A 24,579-nucleotide genomic window follows, 5' to 3' on the forward strand; every position below is an offset into this window, starting at 1 on the left:
GTAAAACAACCAGCAATGACAACATCCATCAGAGATCTTGACATTGACTTTCAACTCAGTATGTTCGCAGCATTAATGGAGAGAGTCCCCGGCCTGGTCGCTATCAGAGAGATGACAGGCGGACGGTTGAAGTATATCAATGCAACAGGTATCCGGATGCTGGGAACAAATGATTTCCCTTCCCTGAAACTGCTGCTGGAACAAAATCAGCTGGGAGACGGAAAAACAATCACGGGCAATGCCTTCCCCCCTGAGGACCCCGTTCTGCATGAAATACAATGGAGAAATCTGCAGGGTGAAACCTTCACCGGCCTGTATGAAGAAATGATCATACAACATCAGGGCCAGTCCTACTGCTTCTTCCGCATCACCGACAGTCAGTCAGACAGACGCTACAAACTACAGCTCAGCAAAGAACTGCAGCGTTTTGGCGCCCTTTTCAACTATGCCAGTATAGGCATTATCGTTACTAACCAGGATGGCGAAATTATGCTCATCAATGATTTTGCCCTTCAACAGTTTGATTACAGAAGAGAGGAACTAACCGGCAAACCCATAGAACAACTGATTCCTCAGCGACTGCAGCAAAAACATATAGGACATCGCGAAAGGTATAACGCCGCGCCACAGAGCAGGCCCATGGGCATTGGACTCGACCTCTTCGCTGTACGCCGCGACGGTTCCGAATTTCCGGTGGAGATCAGTCTGAGCCACTATTCCAATGAAGAAGGCCATTTTGTGATCGCTTACATCAGTAACATCACCGCCAGAAAAAAAGCAGAAGACAAAATCGAAAGGCTGAACAACGAACTCGAAGGCATGGTAGAAGAACGTACTTTACAATTACGCAAAGCACTCGCCGATCTCGAAGCATCCAAAGAAGAGCTTACACAGGCACTCAGCAGAGAAAAGGAACTAGGCGATCTTAGATCCCGCTTTGTTTCCATGGCATCGCATGAATTCCGCACGCCGCTGAGTACCATCCTGTCATCTGCCTTTCTGGTAAAACACTATGCAGCAGACGGCGAGCAGCCCGTCCGCGACAAACATATCCAGCGCATTGTTAATTCTGTCAGCTTTCTCACCGACACACTGAATGATTTTCTCTCCGTAGGAAAAATAGAAGAAGGAAAATTACAACCACGATATACCACCTTCGATATAGAAGACTACTTCAATACCATCGTACAGGAAATGCAGGAACTGATAAAAGAAAACCAGATCATCCGCTACCAGCACACCGGAGCTACCGAAGCCTGGCTGGACCCGTCTTTGTTGCGGCATATTTCCATGAACCTGCTGGGCAACGCCATTAAGTTTTCGCATCCCGGCGGCACCATCGAAATGTTCACCGCTGTGGAAGACAAACAGTTTATCCTGACGATCAAAGACAATGGCATCGGTATGTCGCAGGAAGACCAGCAGCACCTTTATGAACGGTTTTACCGGGGTACCAACGTCAGCAACATTCAGGGCACAGGACTCGGCCTGCATATTGTGCAGAAATACAGTGAACTGCTCAACGGCGCTATTTCCTGCGCCAGCGAGCTGGGAGTAGGCACCATCTTTACCATCACTTTTCCGGCAGATCCCTTAAATGTACGCTCACCATGAAGACGATCCTGTTGATAGAAGACAACGAAGAGCTGAGAGAGAATACTGCTGATATCCTCGCTATCGCCGGCTATCGCGTACTCACAGCCGAAAACGGGAAAGCAGGAATTGAAATGCTCTTTCAACACCAGCCCGACCTGGTGATCTGTGATATCATGATGCCTATACTGGATGGCTTTGGTGTATTACATCTGATGCAACAACAGGAGTCTGTAAAAGATACGCCCTTCATCTTTCTGACCGCTAAAACAGACAGGGCCGATTTCCGCAAAGGAATGGGCATGGGTGCAGATGATTATCTCACCAAACCCTTTAGTGGTACCGAACTCTGGGACACCGTGGAAAGCAGGCTGAGAAAAGCTGCGATCAAAAAACAACAGTTTCCTGCTGATATACAGGGTATGAGCCAGCTGATGTATGAAGTCACCGGCAAAACCTCCCTGCAGACACTCGCAGAAGGCCGCAACATTGATAAGTACCGTAAAAAACAGGTGATCTATGCCGAAGGGAATCATCCTTCCCGCCTCTATTATGTGCAGAAAGGAAAAGTAAAAACCTGTAAAACCAATGACCAGGGGAAAGAACTGGTGCTTGACCTTTACTCCGCCGGCGACTTTCTGGGATATACCGCCCTGTTGGAAGGTACTGTGTACAAAGAAACGGCCATCGCTATGGAAGATACTGAAATAGCCCTGATCCCTGCCGATGATTTTAAGGAACTGCTCAACAACAACCATGAAGTGGCTACACAGCTGATTCGTATGCTGGCCAAAAACATCACAGACAAGGAACAACAACTGCTGGGACTGGCCTACAACTCTCTGCGCAAAAAAGTAGCAGAAGCGTTGATCAGTCTTCTACGAAAATACAACCCTCATAACGAAACGCCTTACACCGTGAATATCAGCCGCGAAAACCTCGCTACCATTGCCGGAACAGCCACCGAATCACTGATCCGCACACTCAGCGATTTTCGTGAGGAAAAGCTGATTGACATCAGGGATGGAATGGTCATTATTCTGGATGAAAACAAACTGTCCAATATGCTGTACTAAATAACTATTAAACGATCTGTTATGAAAAAGATATTGCTGGCTATCGATGACGGACATTTTCCGGAAGGCGCTTTTGAATTTGCCAGGCAGATGAATGAAATAGAACCGATTGTTTTATGCGGCGTATTTCTGCCGGAGATGAACCTTTCCGTGGATATAGGCTATGGTTCTGCATTTATTCCGTTAACGGAAAATTACGGCGCTGCTTCCATTCAGCAAAGCATGGTTACTTTTAAGGAATACTGCGAACGTCATCAAATCCATCATCTCGTACATCATGATGTCAGTGAATTCGCCCTGAAAGTACTACACAGGGAAACCCGTTTCGCCGACCTTTTGCTGCTGAGTAGTGAAAAGTTTTATGCAGACATCGTATACGGCCCAGGCAGTTTTCTGGACAGTGTTCTGCATCAGTCGGAATGCCCGCTGATCGTATCTCCCGAAAACCTGGCTTTCCCCGAAAGTATTATCCTCACATACGATGGCAGTGCTTCCTCTGTATTTGCTATTAAAAGTTTTGCGATGCTTTTCCCGCAACTATGCTCCCGTAAAACGATGTTACTATATGCTCAAAGCGATAAATCCAGTATACCCGACACCGATAGTATACTGGAACTGGTACAACATCATTTCTCCAACCTCGACGCACAGGCAGTGAACATGATACCGGAAAAAAATTTCAACACCTGGCTGGGCGGAGTGGGGAAGCCGATTGTAGTCAGTGGTGCTTATGGCAGGTCGCAGATTTCAAGGTTTTTCCGGCACAGCTTTATCGCTGATACGCTCAAGGCCCATCAGGTGCCTGCATTTATTGCCCATCGCTGATGCCGCAGGCTTATATTGTTTTTTTATCTGCTTTCAGCATATCGATGATGCTGTCGAATGCAGACAGGTCCCGCTTCAACATCAGCACACGGGTGGTAATAAACTCACCTGCTTTATTATAGCCATGGACGAGGGAAAACGCCACCACTTTTCCCTTGTCAGGCAGATCATTCCAGATATACAACAGGTCTTTCCCATTCGTATATTTATTGACGTTAGTACCCAGCAAACCGGTTATAGCGGATAACAATTCCTGATTACGCGGGCTATTCACCGGATTCACCTCCATGATTTCCAAACCGGCTTTAAGTGTGTATTTTTCATCTTCAAACAGGAACGAAATACTTTTGCCTCCACTACTGCTATCACCCATAAAAAGCACATCCCCAAAGCGGAACTCATTTACAGCCTGCAGTACTTTACAAGGTAATCCCATACAAGAATCCTGACCGACAACATGTAGCTGATTGGAAAGATAGGTATTAACATCCATCGTCCAATAGTGGCGATAAAGGTTCAGTTTAGGCACGCAGGCGCTTATCATCAGCATGAAGGACAACAATACTCCGGAGACAACGATTCTGGACAAGCGGTACATAGTTTTCTTTTAGTTCATTTGACAGCAACACACCGCAATATAAAAAAAGTCCGGACATTGCTTGTATACTAAAACGTTAAAGCCTATTTTTAAATACACTGCAGCTGTATGATTCCGGAGCGTTATCCTCCTTACTACTAAAAATTCCACGTATGAAAAAAACGATCCTCCTGCTGACGTCCGTCTGTATGTATGTGATCTCCGCTGCTCAACAGCCGTTCAACGGGCTCGAAATGAACATGGGCAATCTGTATCGCCTGTCTGATGCCAAAACCCGCTCTATCAGTCCGGAGAACCCCAGCGGTGAAGCCGGCAAAGGCGGCATGGCCACCCTCGAACAGGGCAATGCCCGTAACGCAGCCAGGGAACTGGGCCAGGGCTGGAAAGTAAATCCATACATATTCATAGAGCCCGGCAAAACCGTTACCCTCGCGGAGATCAAAGGCCCCGGCGCTATTCAGCATATCTGGATGACACCCACCGGCAACTGGCGCTACTCCATCCTCCGCTTCTACTGGGACGATGAAACCACCCCTTCTGTAGAAGTACCGGTAGGTGACTTCTTTGGCATGGGATGGGGCGAATATGCACCGCTCAATTCCCTTGCGGTATGCGTCAATCCGGGGAGTGCCTTCAATTGCTACTGGGCCATGCCCTTCCGCAGAAAATGCCGTATCACCATGGAAAACATCAACACCGAAAAAATGACGCTGTATTACCAGATCGACTATACGCTGACCAACGTTCCTGATGATGCTGGTTATTTCCATGCACAATTCAGACGTAACAATCCTGTGAAAGAGGCCAGTTATACCCTGATAGACGGCGTAAAGGGAAAAGGCCAGTATGTGGGCACCTACATGGCCTGGGGCGTTAACAACAACGGCTGGTGGGGCGAGGGAGAAATCAAGTTTTTTATGGATGGCGATACACAGTATCCTACCATCTGCGGCACAGGCACCGAAGATTATTTCTGCGGCTCCTACAACTTCGACCATAAAGGCCGTTACCAGGAGTTTTCAACACCCTACTCCGGACTGCCACAGGTAATACGGCCCGATGGACTGTATAAATCGCAGCAGCGTTTCGGGTTGTACCGCTGGCATATCATGGACCCCATACGTTTCGAAAAAGAGCTGCATATCACTATTCAGGACCTGGGCTGGAGAAGCGGCGGACGTTACCTTCCCCAGCAGTCCGATATCAGCAGCGTGGTGTTCTGGTATCAGCGTGAGCCGCATGCGCCCTTTCCCAGGCTGCCGGCTATGAATGAGCTGGAAGTAAACTAAAACGATTACGAATTTCAACGTAATCCGTAATTGAATATCATTCCCACTTAAACATTTTCACAGACAACACGCCCACTATCACTGCCCATACAGCGAGGCCGCCCAGTTGTACCGGTACTTCCCAGAGATGAGCACCTTCGAAGGCTATCTTCCGCAGGCCATCTACAAAAAAGGTCAATGGCAGATAATCACAGAAGGTGCGCAGCCATACGGGATAATTCTCTACCGGAAAAAAGAGGCCGCATAACAATATCTGCGGCACCGTAATCGTATTGGCGACCGGTGCGATAGAGCTTTCATTGCGGATCACACCGCTGATCATAAATCCGATACCGGTGAAGATGATCAGTCCGAAAACAGACAGGCCCAGCATCTCAATAAAAGTGACCACACCATTGATCAGGGTGAAATCAAATACGTAGTAGCCCAATGCAGTAATGATGATAAAACAGATCACCTGAAACAACAGCCTGCTCAGCATTTCACCTGCCAGCAAAGCAGTGCGGCTGATAGGCGTTACAAAAATACGTTTCAGTACCAGCGTATGCCGGAGGTTGAACAGCAGGAAGGCAGAGCCAAATACGCCGGCCATCAGCAGCGAAAAGCCCAGTTGCCCCGGCAGGATAAAGTCAATCTGCCGGTATACCCTGCCCGGAACAGTCACTACCTTCAGTGTAGCGGCAACCGGTTGATCAGGCAACACCTGGCGGTTGATACCCGCCACTACTTCCTGCAGAGCTGCCTGTATCAGCGGCCGCTTATCAGCCACTGCACCGGAACTCAGTAATGACACGCCATAGTGCGGTACCGGCGCCGACAATACCGGCGCAGGGATATCAATGATGCCGGCTATGCGCCCTTTCTTTAAAGCAGCAATTTGTTCGAGGGAATCCTGTTCTTTAGCCAGACTGAAAATGCCTACTGCCTTTACAGCACGGTATACCGGACTGCTGGTATCGCTGCGTGGCGAAACTGCAATCTTGATTTTCACGGCCGTATTATCTACCATGGCGCCAAATACCGTAACAAAGATGATAGGGAACAGCAAGGCGAAAACAACGGAAGTAGGGCTACGCAGGGTAGCAATGAGGCTCGCTTTGGCTAACACAAGGGCAGCCTTCAGCTGACTATATTTTTTTGCCATACAAGATCAAAGCTAAACATTCTTCTGAAAAATCACTGTCAGTGGAACACATTATATTTGCGGTTTTATTATTCTGCCCCCTAATACCCTTTGCTTCGAATGAAAAAAATTATTACTCCCAAAGACATCTTCCGCCAGCTCAAAGCAGACCTGATCGGAAAGGATTCCTATCGTGGTGTTACCCTCACCTATACATGGCTGGCTAATCAGTTCGGTCACTTTTCGCTGGGTTTTATTCCCACTTTTGTAGTGTTTCTTATCTTAAAAAAGCATATACCCGAATCGAGGGCAGCCCTGAATGCGGCGCTGGGCGTCAGCATGGCCTGGCTTGTTTTTGAAACGTATAATTTTCTGGGACCGCTGCTGTCAGACAAAGCCAGAAAACGTTATGTTTTCCAGCCTGCCTGGGGCAATATTGCCTTTGATACCATTACAGACCTGTTGTATTTCTGGTCCGGCGCTTTTATGGCCTCTATCCTGTGCGGCTATACGCCGACAGCACTCAGCATACTACTGATACTCACCGCTATGGTATTATATCCTGCCTATTACTGGTATCTTACCAAGATGTACCTGCAGACACCTTCCTATCCGTTCCAGTTCCGGCTCAGCCAGTGGAATACAGAAAGCCTGCCGCAAAAGGATATTGATGAAATACGCCGTTTCCTCGACAACAAAGGCCACGGCATGCACCTGTTTTTGTTTGGCCCCAAAAGAAGCGGTAAAACAAGTCTCAGCGTTGGCATTGCTACGGAGCTGTCTATACGTCATCATACGGCCGTATACACCTCAGCCATGAAGTTGTACTGCATGTTCTTTGAACACGACGATGCCACATCGGCAGATGTATTATGGACCTGGCGCAAAGCCTCTATCCTCGTGATTGATGATATCAATCCCGGCGATCCTATCAAACACGATCTGATTACGCCGGATCAGTTCCTGAGCTTTGTAGACACTTTCTCCACCAATGATATCAACCGCACTGTGTTAAGACAAACCAATGTTATCTGGGTACTGGGAGATGATGACCGTTTGTCGGAAAGATGGAAAGATATGTTGCTGAACATAGGTGTAGAGAAGGAAAAACTGATTTCCCTGAACCTGCAGCCATATGCTCCCCCGATGATCAGGGGAGAATATGATTTGCATATGCAAAGCTGATCAGGTGTGTCAGGCTTTTCACCTCAAAACGTTTGTACATAGGGATAATCCTCTTTTCAATCGCTGACTGGGAAACGCCGAACCTGGCCGCAATCTCTTTAAAGGAAAAGCCCTCTGCTACCATGGCAAGGGCTTCTTTCTCCTTCTCCGAAATAGCATAATGACGGAACAGTTGTTTGTTCAGCTCTTCTTCAAAAGCTGATTTTTCAGGACCATAGGCGGCATACCGCATCACGTTACCCAGTTTGATACTTTCATTTTTTTGGGAATGCCCGATAATAGCCGTCACCTGGCCTTCTTCTGCAGAAAACACGCCCACTTTGCAAATTAATGGCACATGTGTGCCGTTTTTATGTATTTTTTTCAGCTCTATCGTAAAACTATATTGCTCCAGATCTTTTGTTATGTTATGCAAAAACATCAGGGCTTTGTCATTCAGCTCGTTTGAAAAAGGGGCATATTCAGGGGCTGTAATATTTACGATCGTGAGCATGGTAATCTCGTTATCAGCGTATCCCAGCAATTCTTCCCAACCGTCTGCATACAACATACGGTTATCCTTAAACGAATAAATATAAATGGCCTCATCGGGGAACCTCCGGATCGTTTTTCTGAAGTGCGCTACGTCCGGGCTGTTCGGGTCAGCTGGTACATCTGTAATAAAGGTTTTGGAATAAATCCCCAACTTATCATGCTTCATCCGTTTTTGACATAAAAATAATAAAGAATACAACAACCTGCGTAATTACACAGTTGACTGATTATGAATCACCTAATACTTTTGCGCCTGTAAACAATCCAATTGGAGTTTGTAGGAATAACGCGCTGAAAGGGCCTTTTATCCAGCTACATCTACCAGCCGCCAACTATTGGAGTAAGGCAAGAGACCCCATCTGTTGCAGCAGGAATTGGTTACACCCCCAAAAGTTGATTTTAAAAGAATGTGTTAAAAGCTGAGGGAAAAGTTTGTTAGAAAAAACCCTTCCTCTTTTTGAAGCAATGTCCCCGGGGATACAGTGCAGTGTATGAACAGGCAAGTTTAACGTTCATGGCTGCACTGGTCCTAAAAAGGGATTGTCGAGATACATATTTGATTTTGCGTTAAGGTTGTTATTAAATTTTGACTGTTGAATTACCCAAGTTGTTAATCCCATTAGTTTCAATTTGTGAAGCAATTTTGGTGGGACTCGCTCCCACCATTTTTTTTATCATGATCCTTCAGGAGGATGGGTAAGAAGATATACCTATCTTTGTTTAACCCAACAAAAGACCCTAAAAAGATGAAGATCGTTATTTTCGGAGCAGCTGGTGCCGGCACCAGCACCCTCGCCAAGGCATTTGCCAGAGAAAACGGATATGAACATCTGGAAGCAGACCATTATTACTGGCTGAAAACGGAACATCCTTATGAAAACAAACGAGACCCTACGGAACGGAACCATCAGTTCCTGGCCGATCTCAACAGCTACGATAAAGTAGTGGTAGCCGGCTCTGTTTTTAACTGGACTCCTGTAATGCCCGATCAGTTCCAGCTGGCAGTATTCCTCTGGCTCCCTACTGATATACGGATGCAGCGGCTTATCCTCCGTGAAAAACAACGGTACGGCACCCTGCTGGAAACCGACCCCTGGCTCAAAAAAGAAAATGCCGCCTTTATCACCTGGGCTTCCAGGTATGATGAGCCTGACTTCCGAGGCAGAAGCCATAACCAGCACCAGCAATGGATCGGCAAACTGAAAATACCGGTACTCGAAATAACAGGAGACATCTCCATTGCAGAAAGGCTGCAACGGATGCAGGAAAAAGTACACAATATGAGGTCATAAGGAAGCCTTACCGCCTGCGCTACGTTTATCTGGCGGGTTACTTTCTGCGCTCTTTCCTGGGATATCCAGTTTCTGCACTCCTTCCGGCTGTTAAACAAACCATCGCTGCAAACGGTTTTGATATAGAAAATCAACGTCATCAACAATATGAAACAAAGTGCAGGCATTCTTCTTTACCGAAAAACAAATGACATCACGGAGTACTTTCTGGTACATCCCGGTGGACCTTATTTTCAAAAAAAAGATGCCGGCTGGTGGAGCATACCTAAAGGAGAGATTGAACCGGGAGAAGCACCGTTGCATGCAGCCATACGCGAATTTGAGGAAGAAACCGGTTATCAGCCAGGTGGCACCTTCATACCCCTGCAACCCATTGTCCAGAAAGGCGGAAAACAGGTGTTATGCTGGGCCACAGAAGGAGATACAGACCCCGAAAAAATTGTCAGCAACACTTTTGAGATAGAATGGCCTCCACACTCCGGCCGGAAAAAAACTTTCCCTGAAATAGACAAAGCCGGCTGGTTTGATGCCGACACGGCCAAAAAACTCATCAATGCACAACAGGCCGCCTTCATTGAAGAGCTGTCAAAATTCCGGGGCCAGGCCCCGGAATAAGCATTATAAATGCAGGTCCCTCGCACCTTTTAATTCAGTGGAGATTTCCCCCAACATAGGGCCGGCATTACAGTTCTGGCCGGTATATACCTTTACAAAATCAATCGCATTCAGACTTACCGACTGGCCGCTGGCATTCACTGCCCATGAAATATCAAAGGTGTTATACCCATACGTAGGATATTCGCTGGAATAACTATCGGAATAGCCCCATGCAAAAGCCAGGTTGGTAATAATACTTCCGGGCACCAGGGTATTGACCAGTTTGGTACCGGTGAAGGTAATGGAATCCTGGTTGGGCGCCATCGCAGGATAGTAGTTGTTAGCCGAGTGAAAGCTGTTGGCCTGCACGATACCACTATTGCCCAGATTATCTTTCCAGGGGACATTGGTACCCGCAGCATGCGGATTGTAATACGTGATCCGGTAATTTTTGACAGTGCCGGAAGCATTGTATTCACTGCCTGCCAGTTCATACCAGGGATCATCAGGAATACCGTTGCCGTTTACATCCTGACTGACCATCACAATACCCGGCTCGGACCATTGGTACTGAGGTCCCAGGGGATTACCATAAATACCCAGGTCATTACCTGCACCATTGACTACAGAGTGATCGAAGCCGAATACAATGTATCCACCGTAACCACCGAGCGATACCAGATTGCTGGTACTGCCTACCACAGCCTGTGCTGCAGCGATAGTGCCGTAAGCCGATTCATTGATAAACTGTCCGGGTGCCGGCATATAGGTATACACCTTGCTGATAAGCGGACTGCTGGCAAGGGTAGCCGGTCTGAGCGTCACATTGCTGACAAGCCCCGTGCGCGGGGTTTCTACGTTGGTTAACAGGTCATTATTGAGCGCGTCTTTACGGCAGGAAGACCAGACAAAGAGCGCAGCCAGAGCCATGGCTGCCCAACAGGGATTTTTCATACGTATATTTTTTAAGTGAAAAAAAGGATAATAACAAATTGAGGGATCTATCAATAGAATACAGGCAATGCCGGGAAATAGTAACCGGTATAACGAACCGTTTCCTTCAGATTGGCCGTCACGGCATCATACATCAGCCAGCGGTTATCATTACTGCCACCAAATTTATCGGTGAGGGCAATCACTACCAGTTCCTTGCGGCGTTCATTATATCTTACTGCAGAACCATAGAAGTACTGGCCAGCAGGAAGTGTCAGGAACGGAGCAGACAATGAAGCAGCGTTACCAGGTTGATAGCGATAAAGCCGGGTGCCACCCACTTCAATTTCACCGATCACCTCCACAGCTTCACGCTCCGCGATATACACCGCATCACCGGAGGCACTGGCTGTCAGTGAACCGGAACGCCAGGCCAGAAATGCCCATGGGTTGGTGGTTTTAAACGGCAGTTTCACCCGGTCTACTGCCAGTGATACCGGATTGATTTTTACGAGAGAGTCCTTACCGGTGACCCATATACTACCGTCTTTAGTACGGGCAAAACCAGCGTCGCCAATACCAAATTTTTTCGCCACGCTGAAGTCAGCTGCTTTGAGCGCTACTACCCCATCATCCTTCGTCATTACAAATACATAATCACCTGCCAGTATCATATCGCCGGCAGGGCCGTTGATACCAGCTACTTTGGCTCCCAGTACAGGGCCTGTCAGGTTAACACGGTACACGCCATCAATTGCACTGAGTAGCCCTCTGCTATCATCCACTCCTACAAAAGCATAGCCTTCATCCTGCGGCAGATGGTCAATACGGCCTGTTTCCTTCATCGTATGAGCGTCGGCTACCACCAGCGGCCCGCCTACTTTTACGGCCATATACATTTTATCCCGGTACACGGTGGCAAACTGCAACGTGGCTGTATTAGGCCCCAGGCTCTTACCGGGGTTTTCCGTTTTGAAAACATTCTTCACTACCTGATTGCTGTCATAGCTATAGTACCAGAGATCACCGTTATCATTGCCGTACTGTCCTTCCTGCAACATGAAAAAGCCGTTTTCGTACTTACCCCATACTTTGACGTTGTAAGCAACAGAATCAATGCTAACCGTATTACGTGCTGTCACCACCACCCGGAACATTCCACTTGCAGACGCTGTAAATTTCAGAATGGAATCCGTACCAGCAGCAGTTCCGTTTATTTTCCAGTCGAACGTAGTGCCGTTAACGTTAGCTACCCGCGCCCGCAGGGTAATCGCCTCTCCCAGATGTAAAGTATCTGAACGACCTTCTTGCTGAAGTCCAACGCCAGGTATTGCTTCCTCTTTTTTACAGGCCGTAAAAAAGGCCACCAACAAGGACAGCAGGGTAAAACACTTTTTAAAATTCATAGTGTACTAATATGTGTTGTTAATATATTTTTTGATGGTAGATAAACACATAACACCGGCACTACAGTACAGGCAAGGGAATTCCGTTTTGTTTTTTTGATGTAAAAAAACAAGCAGGCTACAGTTGATGTGACAACAACAACCGGGAACAAAAAAACAATACAGGTCTATAAACCTGTAACCACACAGCACAGCGGGTGAACCAAATAATAATACGTGAACATAAAGCCGTTAGGCTAAACATTCTGGTGCCTTTCACCCGAAAGCAACAAATGACTGATGGCTACTGGCAGGTCTTCTGGCTTCCCTGCTTTCCCGGTGGCCTTCCCATCTGCATCAGCAGACAGTGGCATGGAGTAAACTCCGGGAAAATATTACCGGCAAAAACGCCGGTGTGCAGGATCACAGCTACGGGGATAGCTCCGGTCTTACACCGGATTCCCTTTTAATGTTTTGCTTAAAACAAAACAACCAATCGCGTAGCGAAGCTACAAAAAAAATCCCAGGACTAAAGTCCTGGGATAAATTTGTTTTGAATGATTTTATTTAAGCGTTTTGTTTTGAATGATTTTGCTGTTGTTTTAGATTATTGTTTTGAATGATGCTTGTTATTATTTTAGATTGAGGTCTTTTACGCCGGCTACTTCTGTAGAGATTTCTCCCAGCCAGCCGCCTTCCGCACGCATGCTGGTGTATACACGGATAAAGTCAACCCCTTTCAGTTGTACTGCATTCCCTTTTTTATCGACGGCCCAGCTGATTTTGATGTTAGCTTTTTCATTATCGTTAGACCAGTTGTCAGCATAACCAAAAGGGAAAGCTGGACTAACAAAATAAGTACCCGCACCAGATTTGTCTACCACATATTCATCTGTCAGCCTGGAGCCGGAGAACGTGATGCTATCTCCTTTCCACTGCGGATAATAAGATTGGGTATGGTACATATTTTTAGACAGGTATCCTGATTTCCCCTGATTATCTTTCCATTTGATATAGGTGGTATCAGTGAGAGCAGGATAATTTTTATTAGGCGTTTTTACTTTGTTCTCATCCGGTTTGTAGTAGGTGATCTGATAGTTACGGATTGTTTTAGGACTGTTGTACTCAGAACCGGCGATCTCATACCACTCATCATCCGGAAGCCCGTTGCCATTGGCATCATAAGCTACCTCGATAATTCCAGGCTCCGCCCAACTCTCAAAAGCATTTCCAAGTACGGTAAAACTGTAGGCACCCGGCACATTCAGGATCGTATGATCAAATCCCATCACCACATAACCGCCAAATCCACCCAGGTGTATGATGCCACCGTTCTTTAGAGCTTCTTCTGCTTTGGCATTCATTTTCTGTTGATCATCTCCGTTTTCCCATGCCGGCAGCGTATGCACAAACTGGCCAGGGGCCGGTTGAAAATCAAATACCCGGGTAACACCATTGGTATATTTTCCGGTTGATATTTTAACTGGGACGTCTACACGCTTTTCTCCTTCACTGTTTTTAACAATCAATGCGAGCGTATAATTTCCTTCTTTGGTAAACAGATACTGCAGCTCTTTTGTAGTGGATAAGGTATCATTGCCCAGCTTCCACAGATAGGAAGCTCCATTATCATTTTTCACGGTGGCGGCTAAACGTACCCACTGCATATTTCCAGTATTTACACCACCTGCCGGTACATTAACCGACACCTCCGGCCCGGTGACCGGTGGCGTAACGGTAGGTGTTGTATCCTCACTCTTGGAACAGCTTCCCGCGAAGAGTGCTGCCAGCATCACAAAGGGTAAAAGTCGTTGCTTCATTTTTCTGTTGGTTTTATTGGGTTACCGGTAAAAAGACAAAATGCCCCGGAATATCACCAGTGGTGACTGACCATCTCTTTTTGCCTTGTCTATTAAAACAATACAGTACGCCGGAAGAAACATAATCCCGGGCATCTGTTACATATACATCTTTTGTTTCAGGATCCACCATTATGCCATAGGGCATTTTAATAGCCCTCTCCGTACCATCTGTAATAAAGCTGCCGGGAATGATGGTCTCTGTTTTAACATTAATCATCCCATAATTAATTCTCCAGGAAGCAGTATTATAGCTGTATTCTGAGCCATATACATAAGCTGTGTCGCCGGAGATACAGAGGTTGCTGGCAGCCATGGGGAAGCGTTTTTTCACGGCATCCGTCTTAGTGTCCACCAGATACAATGCAGAAGGCCTGTTGTAGTAGTCTCCCCTGCTGGTCACATACAAATCGCCATCACGGTCTGCTTTCAGGCGATGCAGGTTAATATCAACAGTTATCTTTTTTATTTCCTTAAAAGTGCTGAGATCAATCACTGATATGGTACTATCGTATGTGGGTGGACGATAGCCCCCGGAATTAGCCACGTACAGTTTACCATCCACGACGGCCATTTCCTCCGGCTGGTAGCCAACTTCCACCTTACGGGTGATTTGCAGGGTAGCGGTATCCACTTCGGCCACAATACCTATCGGCGACCGTGGATCAATTAAAACAGGGCCGGCATATGAACTAATATAGGCTTTACCGTTAGCAAAGGTGATATAGCGGCAGTTCAGCAGTCCTATCTGCCCGATACGCTTCACAGTGTTGGCATCCATCACCTCCACCTTATTGGACACATTAATCACGGCAAACAGCTTATTGCCATATATCTGCACATCATTGCCCACATCGCCGAGTTCCTTCACCACTGTGGGATTCGCTTCTGCATAGATATTCTTTTTATACAATCCGCTGGTAAAATCAAAAAAGTCGAGGGTAGACTTGTTACTGCCCATGTTTCCTTCATTCAGCAGATAGAAACCTTTGTACTGGTAGTGTTTTACAGGGGTATCCACCTGGGTAACTACTGGTGGCACAATATCATTACCGGTACGGCAGCCGCTGATGGCCACGGCAGCCATCAACATAACAATACCTGTAAAACGTAATAATTTTATCATGAGCTTAGATGTTTACAGACAAAATGAATTTGAAATTCCGGCCTGGCATCGGGTAGTTGAGCACCACATCATAATACTGATTAAACAGGTTGTTGACCTGTGCGGTACAACGGAAGCCGGTTCTATTGAGCTTCCAGCTGCGGGTAAACGTGACATCACTAGTATACCAGGGTTGCATATAGTTGTCCCTGATATTCTCCTTGCTATCGTAGCGCTCACCGGTATAGAGGAAACTATAGTTCAGGTCCCAGTCCCGGTAACTGCCGCCCAATACCAGCGAGCCGCTATGCCAGGGGATGTAGGGTATCTGGTGACCATAAAAACTCTCTGCCTGGCTGGTAAAATCTCTCGCATCCTGAAAGGTATAATTGACACGGGTGCTGAGCTGACAGTCTTTCAGTATCTGCCAGACAGCCTTGGCTTTCACGTCTATGCCTTTGATCTTCACAAAACCCAGGTTCATCATCGTCCAGCGGAACTGGCTGGCTGCAGGAACTGCCACTATTTTGTTGGTAACCTCATTGTAATAGGCGTCTGTTTCCAGGCCCAGCTCCTGCAATATTTTTCCACTGAAAGTATGACTCCAGGTAAGACCGGTATTGTATTGTGTGGCAAACTCCGGTTTCAGGTTGGAGTTACCGATGTCAGTGTAATAGAGATCGTTGAAGGTGGGCATTCTGAAGATACGTTTGTAAAACGACCTCCAGGTGATATTGGGTTTCGCAAAAGGTTGCCAGGAGACAAATACAGCGGGTGTGAGTTCCTGATGTGAAGGAGAGGCCGCATTTTTCTTCACTTCTTCATTCATGATGGTGTTGAGCAAACTGGCCTGTGCACTGAAGCGGTTGAAATTCACCGAGGTGGCCAGGGCTACCAATGTGGTAAAACGTTGTGGATAGGAGAAATTAGTCAGGTCGGCATCCAGCTTGTTCCATTGAAAATCACCGGACAGGCCCAGGTTCCACCAGCTGGTGAGCAGGTACTGATTGGCTACAGACACATACACTTCCTGCTGGCGGTAGCGGTTTTCGATATAACGAACAGTATCTGGTGCCAGATAATGCGTATAGTCGTAGGCGTATTTCCCGTTGAGCATAAGGCTGTAGCGTTTGCTCAGATCTTTACGCCAGGAAGACTGCACAAAAAAGTTGCGGTCCCATTGCCGGTCAACATGACCAAATACATTGTTGACGACAAAGCCTGGCAGGCCTCTTTCTGAATTATAGAAATAGATCCTGCTGTTCCATTCGCCGCCATTGAGGATACCGTGCAGACCACCTTCCACCCGCAATGCGTTGATATCACTGTTTTTGCGGATGGCGGTGGTATCATATCCTTTTTCTTTTTGATAGCGGAATTTGTAGCGGCCATTGGCATTGATCCATTCAGCATTGAAGGATGCCGACACGCGCTGGCTTATTTTCTCCTGCCAGAGAATGGAGGGGTTGACGAGGCCGAAAGAGCCGGTTTTAAAAGTACCTTTTATGTGCCGTTGTTCACCGCCTTCGAAGCGGGGTTTGACGGAAGTGAGGTAGATGGATCCCGCAGAACCATAGTCTTTTGCCGGCTGGAAGATGCTGCTTTTCTGACCATTGTACAGGGAGATTTCTTCCATGTTTTCCAGTGAGAACTTGCCCAGATCAACCTGGCCGTTTTGTGCATTTCCGAGTTCAATACCATCGAAAAACACGCCGGTATGGTTGGTGCCCATACTGCGTACATCTACTGTTTTCAGGCCGCCGATGCCACCGTAATCTTTTACCTGGATGCCCGAAAAGTAGCGCAGCGCGTCTGCTACCGACTGGGTACCTAATCGTTGCAGCTCCTTGCCTTTGAGCTGCTGCCCCGGTGCGACTTCTTTATTACCACGTGGGGCGCTGACAGCCACCTCCCGCAGTTCGCGGGTTCTGGTAGTGTCGGTTTGCTGTGCTTTCAGCACAGCAGGCATTCCGGGCAACAGACACAGGAAAATCTTTACAAGAGCACTTCCCTGTTGGTAGATACGCATCATACTTCACCGTTTTGATAATTTCTTCAACGGCCTTCGTATCAGGAGTAAAATCAAGGTAAGTTCCTTCAGGCAGTCTGCCTGCAACATGATTTACTTCAAAGCCTCATTCCACGAAGGCTTAAAACAGATGCATGGCAGGTATTCTGACTTATCTCTGCTTCGGGCGGCCTTCCCATTGATTATCAACAGTGGCCGGATAGATGCCCGGGCATTTGAGAGAATTACAGCAGCGGGACTGTCCGGGATTTACACCCGTGTTCCCTTTTAATTACCCTCGTCCGCAACGGAGAGGAGTAAACCATTGCGCTGCGAAGGTAGCAGATAAATTCCTTTTCTTCAAAAAGTTGTCAGTGGTACCCTGACAGGAGTAGTTTGTTATCGATGGCACATTTAATGAGCATGGCTGTATTACGGGCTTTGAATTTGCCCAACAGGTTACGTCGGTGACTGTCTACCGTATCACTGCTGATAAAAAGTTTTTCGGCTATTTCGAGGTTGGTATGGCCGTTGGCAATCAGCCACAATACTTCCTTTTCCCTTTTGGTGATATTCAATTGTCTGGCTCTTGTTCTTCTGTCATCTGTTTGCCAAACATCTTCGAGTCCTGCCGACAGATAGGTGTGCCCGTTATGCACGTCACGGATGGCTTTCAATAGTTCTTCCTTGTCGGCATTCTTCATCAGGCATCCACTGGCACCGCTTTCCATCATCTCGTGGATACCGGGTCCATCTTTGTGGTAGCTCAGTCCGAGCACCATTGTTTCAGGATAGTTTCTTTTTATAACATGGCATAGCGCTGCACCGGACATATCGGGCAAGAGGGTGTCCAGCAGAATAATATCAGCCCTGTGGTGAACAAGAAAACTCAGGCACGCCTCCCCCGTTCTTGTTTCTCCCGTCAGTTCAATGTCTCTTTCAAAACAGAGTAATGCGCGTAGACCTTCCAGTATCAATGGGTGATCATCTACACAATATAATCGGATCATGGTTATTTCATATTTGCTGTAACGTTGGCATGCGTTGGCATGGATTTCCGGATGAACAGTTTTCGTGGATCAAATACTAACTGTAATATATAAAAAAAAGAAACAAAATGAAACTTTCCGAAAGATGTTTATGATATCAACAGGCATTCATTCCAGCCTGTACTCATTTCTGGTTGCAGGAAGCCTAAGAGTGACAGTCCTGTTCCTGCAATACCTTCCAGCACACTATAATTGTCTACATAATCAGGGTGATGATAAAATTTGTACCCGGCAGGCCCATCCGTCCAGGTATTCATTTTTAGGGTTGTCTCCAGCCAGTTGAACGCAGCCTTTTCCAGGACCGGATCACCAGTGGCCAGGGCAGCCTGTTGCAATATATGCGCAATGCCTGCGCTCCCATGACATAAACAGGTATCATGTATGGCTCCGTTTTTCTGATTACGGTAAGCAGCAACATCATGCAATACTGACAACGCGGCTTCGTTGTAAGCCGGCTTCTGCAGACGCTTTCCGGCGCCCAGCAGCATAGTGGCAATACCAAGATCGCCATAACACCAGCCCAAACGACTATTTACATCGCCGCTAATCACATTGGCGGCATTCACTAAAGTAGGGAACAACGAGAGTCCTTTTCCACCATCAGTTTTCCGGGTATTCAGTACCCAGCGGGTAGCATCTTCTATCAGCCCATGGGTAACATCCCGGGCAATTCCTTTTTCGTATATCCGGCACAGTATGGCGATGATAGCAGGTACGCCATGCGACAGTCCGAGGTTGTACAGGTTCTCCTCCTGATTACGATGGCTCTGGGAAGAAAACTGGTCCTTCCAGGCTATGCCCGTAGGTAAATGGTGTGCCGACCCGGCCAGATGTCCCACCAGCCTTTCCAGATACCTTTGCCCTATTTCAGGCGGCCGCCCAAGGAAATATAATGCCGTGCCGACCCCTTCATGCAGAAAATCATTTTTACCAGCCAGCAGGGTTTCTTCCATAAAATCGCCTACCACTTCATCAATCTCTGTAAAAGCATCTGTTATATCATCTTCCTCAATAAAACCCATACCTACCAGGTGCTGTATACACCAGGCAACACCGGCCACACCACCACAGAAAGATCCATTCAATGGTTGCTCAGACAAAGCTGTAATACTTTTTTGTACAATATCCAGCACCTTATCCAGATGCTCCTCACGGGAAGTAAATTGGTAATAGTAGGCATAGAACAAAGCACAGCCGGTATTTCCTCCTAAAAGGCCTGCATTTGTATCATTGGCTGTAAACAGATCCAGCTCTTTGCTGATCTGCTCCAGCGTCAACTCAATCTCTTTTCTGTAGTTCATCGTTCAAAATAAAATATCCCCGGGCTAAAGCCCGGGGCTAATATTGATGAAGATTGAATAAATTTTAACCAATTATTAGCCCCGGGTTTTAGCCCGGGGAATTAATTTAGATAATACAAGAGTCTTTGCTGCAAACAGGCGCTCCCTGGCTCATACAAGCAACCACATAGGAGGTGCCGCAAGCACCGGAACGCTGATCTGCACCGGCAGACTGTACATGACTGCTAAGGTCAGATACTTTAATCTTACCTAAACGAAGTTTTTTGGATGTTTCCTTTTTCATAAACAAAAACTACAGTTTAGCAGTTAACCAGTGTGCTGGGAGGAGGGCATTTTGCCATCAGGCTGCAACCGGTGTAGGTAGGAGCTTTTACGTCTACGCTATCAACCTGAGCTGCATTCAGTTTAGCAACTTTAATTTTGTTCAGTACCAGCTTTTTTTCGAAAGTTTTTCTCATAAAACAAATTATTATAGGTTATAAATAAAAAACGTTGGAATTATATTGTATTGGAGTATTGACTATTGAGTATTGACTATTATAAATTGAGGATGATCAAAATGGTTTTCGTTCGGATTATTTTTTCGGATTATTTTGATTATTGGTACTTGATAAATGTACGCAGATTCTACGATACAGCAGCTCACGGAAAACCGTGATTTTAAAAAAAGCGATTGCTAAAACATGAAATTTACCGGTTTTACGGGATGGCTGATTCCCCTTCTATATTAGTCGAAAACAACGTCCCTGATACTGACGGAAGGAATCGATTCTGTAGCTATATGACCTGCATATGCATTATGCAACAGCAAGGGTGTTAGTGTCCACATAAATCCATGAAGTCTTACCAGACTTTCTGATAAAATGTGAACAGACGGCAAATCCACAATACCCACTCCATTGGCTTTGGCTACCGCTTCCTTAATAGTCCAGAATTCATAAAACTGCCATACCGGATCTTCTGCAGACATCACCAGCTTCCACTCTTCCATTGTAAACTGATCTTTAAAATCCATGATATCAATGGAGCCTCTTTTCTCTATATCGACACCGATCCGTCCGTTGGCAGCCAAAGCACAAACCACCATATTTCCGGAATGAGAAATGTTAAAATCAGGGTACTCCGGCATATAAGGCCGGCCAGCCACTGTATACTGCAACAGCCGAAGATCCGCCGGATATCCCGACTCACTGCAAGCCTGTAGCAGTAAATGTTTTCCAAGCAGCGACGCATGCGCATCCTGCCAACGCTTATATCTTAACACCTGTTGTTGTTTGTCTTCCGGAAGCTGCTCCAGCAAACGGCTGAAACGACCAGCAGACAATGGTGTATCAAAAGAGGCATAATAAACCCGTACTTCCATAAACTGAAGTTATACCCTTTTCATTATATTTGAATCATCAAACTTGTTGCATAAAATATTACCATCACTGCATACCCGCTACCACAGCAGGTTATTGTTAATTATTTTATACCAGCAACATATGAAGACAACCATAGCCGTCATCGGCGGCACCGGAAAAGCAGGTCAATACCTGGTCAAACAACTACTCCTTCAGGGATATCATCTCAGACTACTACTCAGAAACCCGAACAAATACCATCTCCGTCATCCGGCCATACAACTTATCAAGGGCGATGTACTGGACCCGATAGCACTATCGCAGTTGATACCAGGCTGCGACGCTGTCATCAGCACACTGGGAAGCAGACTCCCTCCGATTTTCAGCAGCGCCACCCAGGGTATTATCAATACCATGCAAACGTATGGCCTTCAACGTTATATTGTGATTACCGGTTTAAGTATAGATGTTCCGGGAGATGATAAAAGCGAATGGTACCGTCAGGCTTCTACGTATATGCGTAACAGCTACCCCGATATCATCGCAGACAAACAACGGGAATATGAACAACTAACACAAAGCACACTCGACTGGACGCTGGCGAGGATACCACTGCTGGAGCAGACAACCGGCACGGGCGCCTATCTGGCTAATCTGCATGATTGCCCGGCGCCGCGGATCAGTGCATCCGATCTGGCGGTTTTTCTGGTTAGTCAGCTGGGAGATAATACGTATGTGGGGAAAGCTCCTTTTGTGGCTTCTGTGGATGCCTCGGAGAAAGCATAAACACTAAAAAGGGGATGTCTCATTTATTTTAGAGACATCCCCTTTTTATTTTCAGTATGTATGAGCTTATTTCGAGATCATTACCGAGTAGTATAATTTTTCTTATAACCACTATGAGATTGATCTTTTGAAGCTCCCCCTGGTTAGTCAGTTTTTCTTGCCAGCAGTAAAGCTAGCTCCCCAAAAAATCACGTTTAGCTACACCTTATATCTCCGGCTGTTGTAAACTCCATATACGCATACATCAATACTTTCAAAAACGTTCCGGGGAGACCAAAAACGCCTCCCGTTTATAGCGAACCAGTATCAAACTAATATCTCAACTATCTATTATCCGGTCTACTACAAGAACCGAATAGTCCCGGATACCATCTTATTTAATTTAGGCGGGAACAACATTGCCTGATGGTATGTGCCTTAAATAATATTTTAAATTTTCACCTCATAACTTACACCAATTACCCAACTAAACAATCATTAAAAATCTTTTTTCACCTAATTATCTGGACATCTATCTTCCTTTAAAGGAAAAAAAGTGCCTCAAAATTACTTTTGAGGCACCTAGATATTTACTCTGGTCCAATTTTAGTAAGTCCCTTTTTTTTATATTCATGATTTACAAATAAATCTATCGCTTCTGGATTGCTTAGCTTTATCTGAATTACTTTGTAAGGCGTTCGGAAATATTGAGGCACAGGGGCAATTGTTGGTGTATAAATGAACAATGTATCATGCTGCAGCTTGTAATATATATCAGAAAGCCCCTCATAGACATACTCACGTGACCTCTGGGGTATGAAATTCGCACTATCACTATTTGAAATGACACTTACCTGTTTGTCCCCTGTTAGCCCCCATGTCATTTGTTTCATGAAAATTGGCGGATATCCTGGTTTTGAAGGTAGATTTGTTACTGTAGTTAGAATGTTATCATCATTGCAGCTAAAACAAAATACTGTTACAATCATACATACTGTAACAAAGCATAAACTTCTTTTTATTTTCCACATAGGTCCATTTTTAAGAATTACCAAAACCAACGCAACTTAACGCACCTTTAATATTTCATCAGGGTTTTGTCTATATACATTTACTCCACCCCACCATCCTTGTTTAATTCTTCTTCCAGAATATTCATCTTCTCCATACCAGGGAGCAGGGCCAAATTCTGTTCCGAAAATTAAAATTTTTGATGCATTCCTCATATTATATTGCTTCACATTCAATGCACCAGCCAATTTCATATAGGTTTCATAACTTATATGTGCTCCATACAAAGTTCCTGTTCTTCCGTTAAAACCAGCTAAAAAATTACCAGCAGATCGAGCTGTTGCATAATAGCCCAGCAGTTTTCTACCTGTCATCGGACCATATGGCGCTACATGCTCTTTTACTTTAATATCATAATCTTTACGAGGCTTTGACATCTGAGCGATTGTATATAAATCATATTGTAGTGCGTCTTGATGATAGGAAACGATTATAGGAGCCCAAGACTCATCGAACAAAATCTTACCTTTTATTTCGTTGGTATTCGGTTCAACAAATTCATCCCAATATTCTGTTTCTCCCATTTTCTTTCCTCCACCTGAAGTGCTATTCGTCCTTTCCCTTTTGGCATCTATGTCGCTTCCGGTTCGTACATCATCGTGTTTATAAACTCCTAAATCTCCATCATTATACACAGCAAGTACTTTTCCAGTTGAATCTGTATGGGTAGATGTACCTTTCCTTCCATCAAGGTCAACCATGTTTAAAGGGTTGTTCAAAACATAGTTAAATGGTGAAAATGAATAATACTCATGAGCAAGTGGATCTGGCACATGCCATCTTCCCAATTGTACGTCATACATCCTCGCCCCATAATCATACCACTCCAACCCGCTTCCATCCCCAAACTCTTTATTCTGTAACTCTTTTCCATTATACTTCAATCTATTCTCCGGATATTTTGTACCCTTCAGCGCATTTGAAGATATCCCACTCATGGTGAGCCCAAACGGATAATAATGTGTCTCCTCCAGCAACGGACCAGATGCACTTTTCCTGATCACTTCCCCGTTGGCGACACATTTTTTTCAAAGATCTGCCCCTAAAATAAATAAAATCCGGACAGTGATGCCCGGATTTTATTTATTTTGCCACTGCTTTATTTAGAGCCACTATTTAAAGCATCTCAAGAGCCTGGGTCATTGTACCCGGGCTTCGTTTTTTAAGCCAGGTATTGAACCAGCACGACAGGAACTTGTCGCGGTAAGCAGCATACTTCTTTTCAGCCTCCTGGCTGCCGTTGCACCAACGGTTACGCAACTGCTCCAGTTCATAGAACATCTGGTGCAGTTCTTCGTTTTCAAAAAGATGCAGTCCATAACCGCAGTTCATAAAATAATCAATCGCCATCCATCGCTCGTTGCTTCCGTTGCCGCCATACAGATCATGGCCCAGATCATTGATAAAAACCTGCAAGACCCTTGACAGATCAACGTCCAGCAGTTCGCATAATAAACGTACCTGTTCCGGTACTTGCAGGGCGTAGCTTTCCTCGCCACGCTGTAGCTGTGTTTTGTTTTCCATAAACTATATTTTAAAAATGAAGAATAAAAAACAATCTCCTACAAGGGATAAAACGAACGTCCGGGAGAATAGATGATGTGTTACTGCCGCTGATCTTATATTCTCAGGTTGATCAGAGAACTAT

Annotated in this window: 24 protein-coding genes and 2 riboswitches; of the genes, 8 read left to right on the forward strand and 16 right to left on the reverse strand. The window is 45.8% G+C overall.

Annotation, left to right across the window (positions count from 1 at the left end):
• Positions 1 to 15 precede the first annotated feature (15 nt).
• Genes DF182_RS01940 through DF182_RS01950 form a run of 3 tightly spaced genes read left to right on the forward strand, consistent with a single transcriptional unit; the run spans position 16 to position 3,494 of the window.
• Positions 16 to 1,614, forward strand: coding sequence for a sensor histidine kinase (locus DF182_RS01940; RefSeq protein ID WP_245957349.1), 1,599 nt, complete (start codon positions 16 to 18; stop codon positions 1,612 to 1,614).
• On the forward strand, positions 1,611 to 2,669 hold the full coding sequence (locus DF182_RS01945) for a response regulator (RefSeq protein WP_113614004.1): 1,059 nt from the start codon (positions 1,611 to 1,613) through the stop codon (positions 2,667 to 2,669). Before DF182_RS01940 ends, DF182_RS01945 begins: the two co-directional genes overlap by 4 nt.
• A 21-nt stretch (positions 2,670 to 2,690) precedes the next feature.
• Positions 2,691 to 3,494: an adenine nucleotide alpha hydrolase family protein gene (locus DF182_RS01950; protein WP_113614005.1), complete on the forward strand. Its 804-nt coding sequence runs from the start codon at positions 2,691 to 2,693 to the stop codon at positions 3,492 to 3,494.
• A 10-nt stretch (positions 3,495 to 3,504) separates the two neighbouring features.
• On the opposite strand, the gene DF182_RS01955 is transcribed toward DF182_RS01950, so the two are convergent.
• A complete protein-coding gene (locus tag DF182_RS01955) occupies positions 3,505 to 4,083 on the reverse strand; it encodes a hypothetical protein (RefSeq protein ID WP_147243317.1) in 579 nt (192 codons plus the stop codon).
• Positions 4,084 to 4,244: 161 nt separating this feature from the next.
• Here DF182_RS01955 and DF182_RS01960 point away from each other — a divergent pair, with 161 nt between their 5' ends.
• Entirely contained in the window at positions 4,245 to 5,381 is a 1,137-nt protein-coding gene (locus DF182_RS01960; protein WP_113614007.1) for a glycoside hydrolase family 172 protein, read from the forward strand.
• 37 nt (positions 5,382 to 5,418) lie between these two features.
• Here DF182_RS01960 and DF182_RS01965 read toward each other — a convergent pair whose 3' ends face one another.
• Entirely contained in the window at positions 5,419 to 6,525 is a 1,107-nt protein-coding gene (locus DF182_RS01965) for an ABC transporter permease (RefSeq protein WP_113614008.1), read from the reverse strand.
• 99 nt (positions 6,526 to 6,624) lie between these two features.
• Between DF182_RS01965 and DF182_RS01970 the strand changes: the two genes are divergently transcribed.
• Positions 6,625 to 7,689 (forward strand): AAA family ATPase, encoded by a 1,065-nt coding sequence (locus DF182_RS01970; RefSeq protein ID WP_113614009.1) that lies wholly within the window; start codon positions 6,625 to 6,627, stop codon positions 7,687 to 7,689.
• On the opposite strand, the gene DF182_RS01975 is transcribed toward DF182_RS01970, so the two are convergent.
• The gene (locus DF182_RS01975; protein WP_113614010.1) at positions 7,655 to 8,389 is read right to left on the reverse strand and encodes a LuxR C-terminal-related transcriptional regulator; all 735 of its coding nucleotides are present in this window, start codon (positions 8,387 to 8,389) and stop codon (positions 7,655 to 7,657) included. The genes DF182_RS01970 and DF182_RS01975 overlap by 35 nt on opposite strands.
• A gap of 580 nt (positions 8,390 to 8,969) precedes the next feature.
• Here DF182_RS01975 and DF182_RS01980 point away from each other — a divergent pair.
• Together DF182_RS01980 and DF182_RS01985 are read left to right on the forward strand one after the other, a co-directional pair.
• Entirely contained in the window at positions 8,970 to 9,515 is a 546-nt protein-coding gene (locus DF182_RS01980; RefSeq protein ID WP_113614011.1) for a P-loop NTPase family protein, read from the forward strand.
• A gap of 147 nt (positions 9,516 to 9,662) precedes the next feature.
• On the forward strand, positions 9,663 to 10,130 hold the full coding sequence (locus DF182_RS01985; protein ID WP_113614012.1) for an NUDIX domain-containing protein: 468 nt from the start codon (positions 9,663 to 9,665) through the stop codon (positions 10,128 to 10,130).
• Positions 10,131 to 10,133: 3 nt separating this feature from the next.
• Here DF182_RS01985 and DF182_RS01990 read toward each other — a convergent pair whose 3' ends face one another.
• The 10 genes from DF182_RS01990 to DF182_RS02025 all read right to left on the reverse strand — a co-directional run bounded on the left by DF182_RS01990 (position 10,134) and on the right by DF182_RS02025 (position 21,115).
• On the reverse strand, positions 10,134 to 11,066 hold the full coding sequence (locus DF182_RS01990; RefSeq protein WP_113614013.1) for a PKD domain-containing protein: 933 nt from the start codon (positions 11,064 to 11,066) through the stop codon (positions 10,134 to 10,136).
• A 50-nt stretch (positions 11,067 to 11,116) separates the two neighbouring features.
• The gene (locus DF182_RS01995; protein WP_113614014.1) at positions 11,117 to 12,451 is read right to left on the reverse strand and encodes a DUF5074 domain-containing protein; all 1,335 of its coding nucleotides are present in this window, start codon (positions 12,449 to 12,451) and stop codon (positions 11,117 to 11,119) included.
• Between the two features lie 271 nt (positions 12,452 to 12,722).
• A riboswitch (cobalamin riboswitch) is annotated at positions 12,723 to 12,942 on the reverse strand.
• A gap of 120 nt (positions 12,943 to 13,062) precedes the next feature.
• Positions 13,063 to 14,250, reverse strand: a complete 1,188-nt coding sequence (locus DF182_RS02000; protein WP_113614015.1) for a PKD domain-containing protein — start codon at positions 14,248 to 14,250, stop codon at positions 13,063 to 13,065.
• A 13-nt stretch (positions 14,251 to 14,263) separates the two neighbouring features.
• Complete coding sequence (locus tag DF182_RS02005; RefSeq protein ID WP_113614016.1) at positions 14,264 to 15,415, reverse strand: YncE family protein; 1,152 nt, start codon at positions 15,413 to 15,415, stop codon at positions 14,264 to 14,266.
• 4 nt (positions 15,416 to 15,419) lie between these two features.
• Entirely contained in the window at positions 15,420 to 17,426 is a 2,007-nt protein-coding gene (locus DF182_RS02010; RefSeq protein WP_211327024.1) for a TonB-dependent receptor plug domain-containing protein, read from the reverse strand.
• A gap of 116 nt (positions 17,427 to 17,542) precedes the next feature.
• Positions 17,543 to 17,744: riboswitch (cobalamin riboswitch) on the reverse strand.
• A gap of 29 nt (positions 17,745 to 17,773) precedes the next feature.
• A complete protein-coding gene (locus tag DF182_RS02015) occupies positions 17,774 to 18,412 on the reverse strand; it encodes a response regulator (protein WP_113614017.1) in 639 nt (212 codons plus the stop codon).
• Between the two features lie 128 nt (positions 18,413 to 18,540).
• Positions 18,541 to 19,752, reverse strand: coding sequence for a lanthionine synthetase C family protein (locus DF182_RS02020; RefSeq protein ID WP_113614018.1), 1,212 nt, complete (start codon positions 19,750 to 19,752; stop codon positions 18,541 to 18,543).
• 106 nt (positions 19,753 to 19,858) lie between these two features.
• Positions 19,859 to 20,035 carry a hypothetical protein gene (locus DF182_RS32255; RefSeq protein WP_153259991.1) on the reverse strand — a complete coding sequence of 59 codons (177 nt, stop codon included), beginning with the start codon at positions 20,033 to 20,035 and terminating at the stop codon, positions 19,859 to 19,861.
• Positions 20,036 to 20,051: 16 nt separating this feature from the next.
• The gene (locus DF182_RS32260; RefSeq protein ID WP_153259992.1) at positions 20,052 to 20,210 is read right to left on the reverse strand and encodes a class I lanthipeptide; all 159 of its coding nucleotides are present in this window, start codon (positions 20,208 to 20,210) and stop codon (positions 20,052 to 20,054) included.
• Between the two features lie 269 nt (positions 20,211 to 20,479).
• Positions 20,480 to 21,115, reverse strand: coding sequence for a 4'-phosphopantetheinyl transferase family protein (locus tag DF182_RS02025; protein ID WP_113614019.1), 636 nt, complete (start codon positions 21,113 to 21,115; stop codon positions 20,480 to 20,482).
• A gap of 121 nt (positions 21,116 to 21,236) precedes the next feature.
• Between DF182_RS02025 and DF182_RS02030 the strand changes: the two genes are divergently transcribed.
• A complete protein-coding gene (locus DF182_RS02030; protein WP_113614020.1) occupies positions 21,237 to 21,881 on the forward strand; it encodes an NAD(P)-dependent oxidoreductase in 645 nt (214 codons plus the stop codon).
• 569 nt (positions 21,882 to 22,450) lie between these two features.
• Here the strand turns inward: DF182_RS02030 and DF182_RS02035 are convergent.
• The 3 genes from DF182_RS02035 to DF182_RS02045 form a co-directional block, all read right to left on the reverse strand.
• Positions 22,451 to 22,891: a hypothetical protein gene (locus DF182_RS02035; protein WP_147243318.1), complete on the reverse strand. Its 441-nt coding sequence runs from the start codon at positions 22,889 to 22,891 to the stop codon at positions 22,451 to 22,453.
• A 36-nt stretch (positions 22,892 to 22,927) separates the two neighbouring features.
• Positions 22,928 to 23,935: an RHS repeat-associated core domain-containing protein gene (locus tag DF182_RS02040; RefSeq protein ID WP_262511067.1), complete on the reverse strand. Its 1,008-nt coding sequence runs from the start codon at positions 23,933 to 23,935 to the stop codon at positions 22,928 to 22,930.
• 112 nt (positions 23,936 to 24,047) lie between these two features.
• Complete coding sequence (locus DF182_RS02045) at positions 24,048 to 24,455, reverse strand: hypothetical protein (protein WP_113614022.1); 408 nt, start codon at positions 24,453 to 24,455, stop codon at positions 24,048 to 24,050.
• Positions 24,456 to 24,579: the final 124 nt, after the last annotated feature.

This window comes from Chitinophaga flava (genome assembly GCF_003308995.1).
GTDB classification, from domain to species: domain Bacteria; phylum Bacteroidota; class Bacteroidia; order Chitinophagales; family Chitinophagaceae; genus Chitinophaga; species Chitinophaga flava.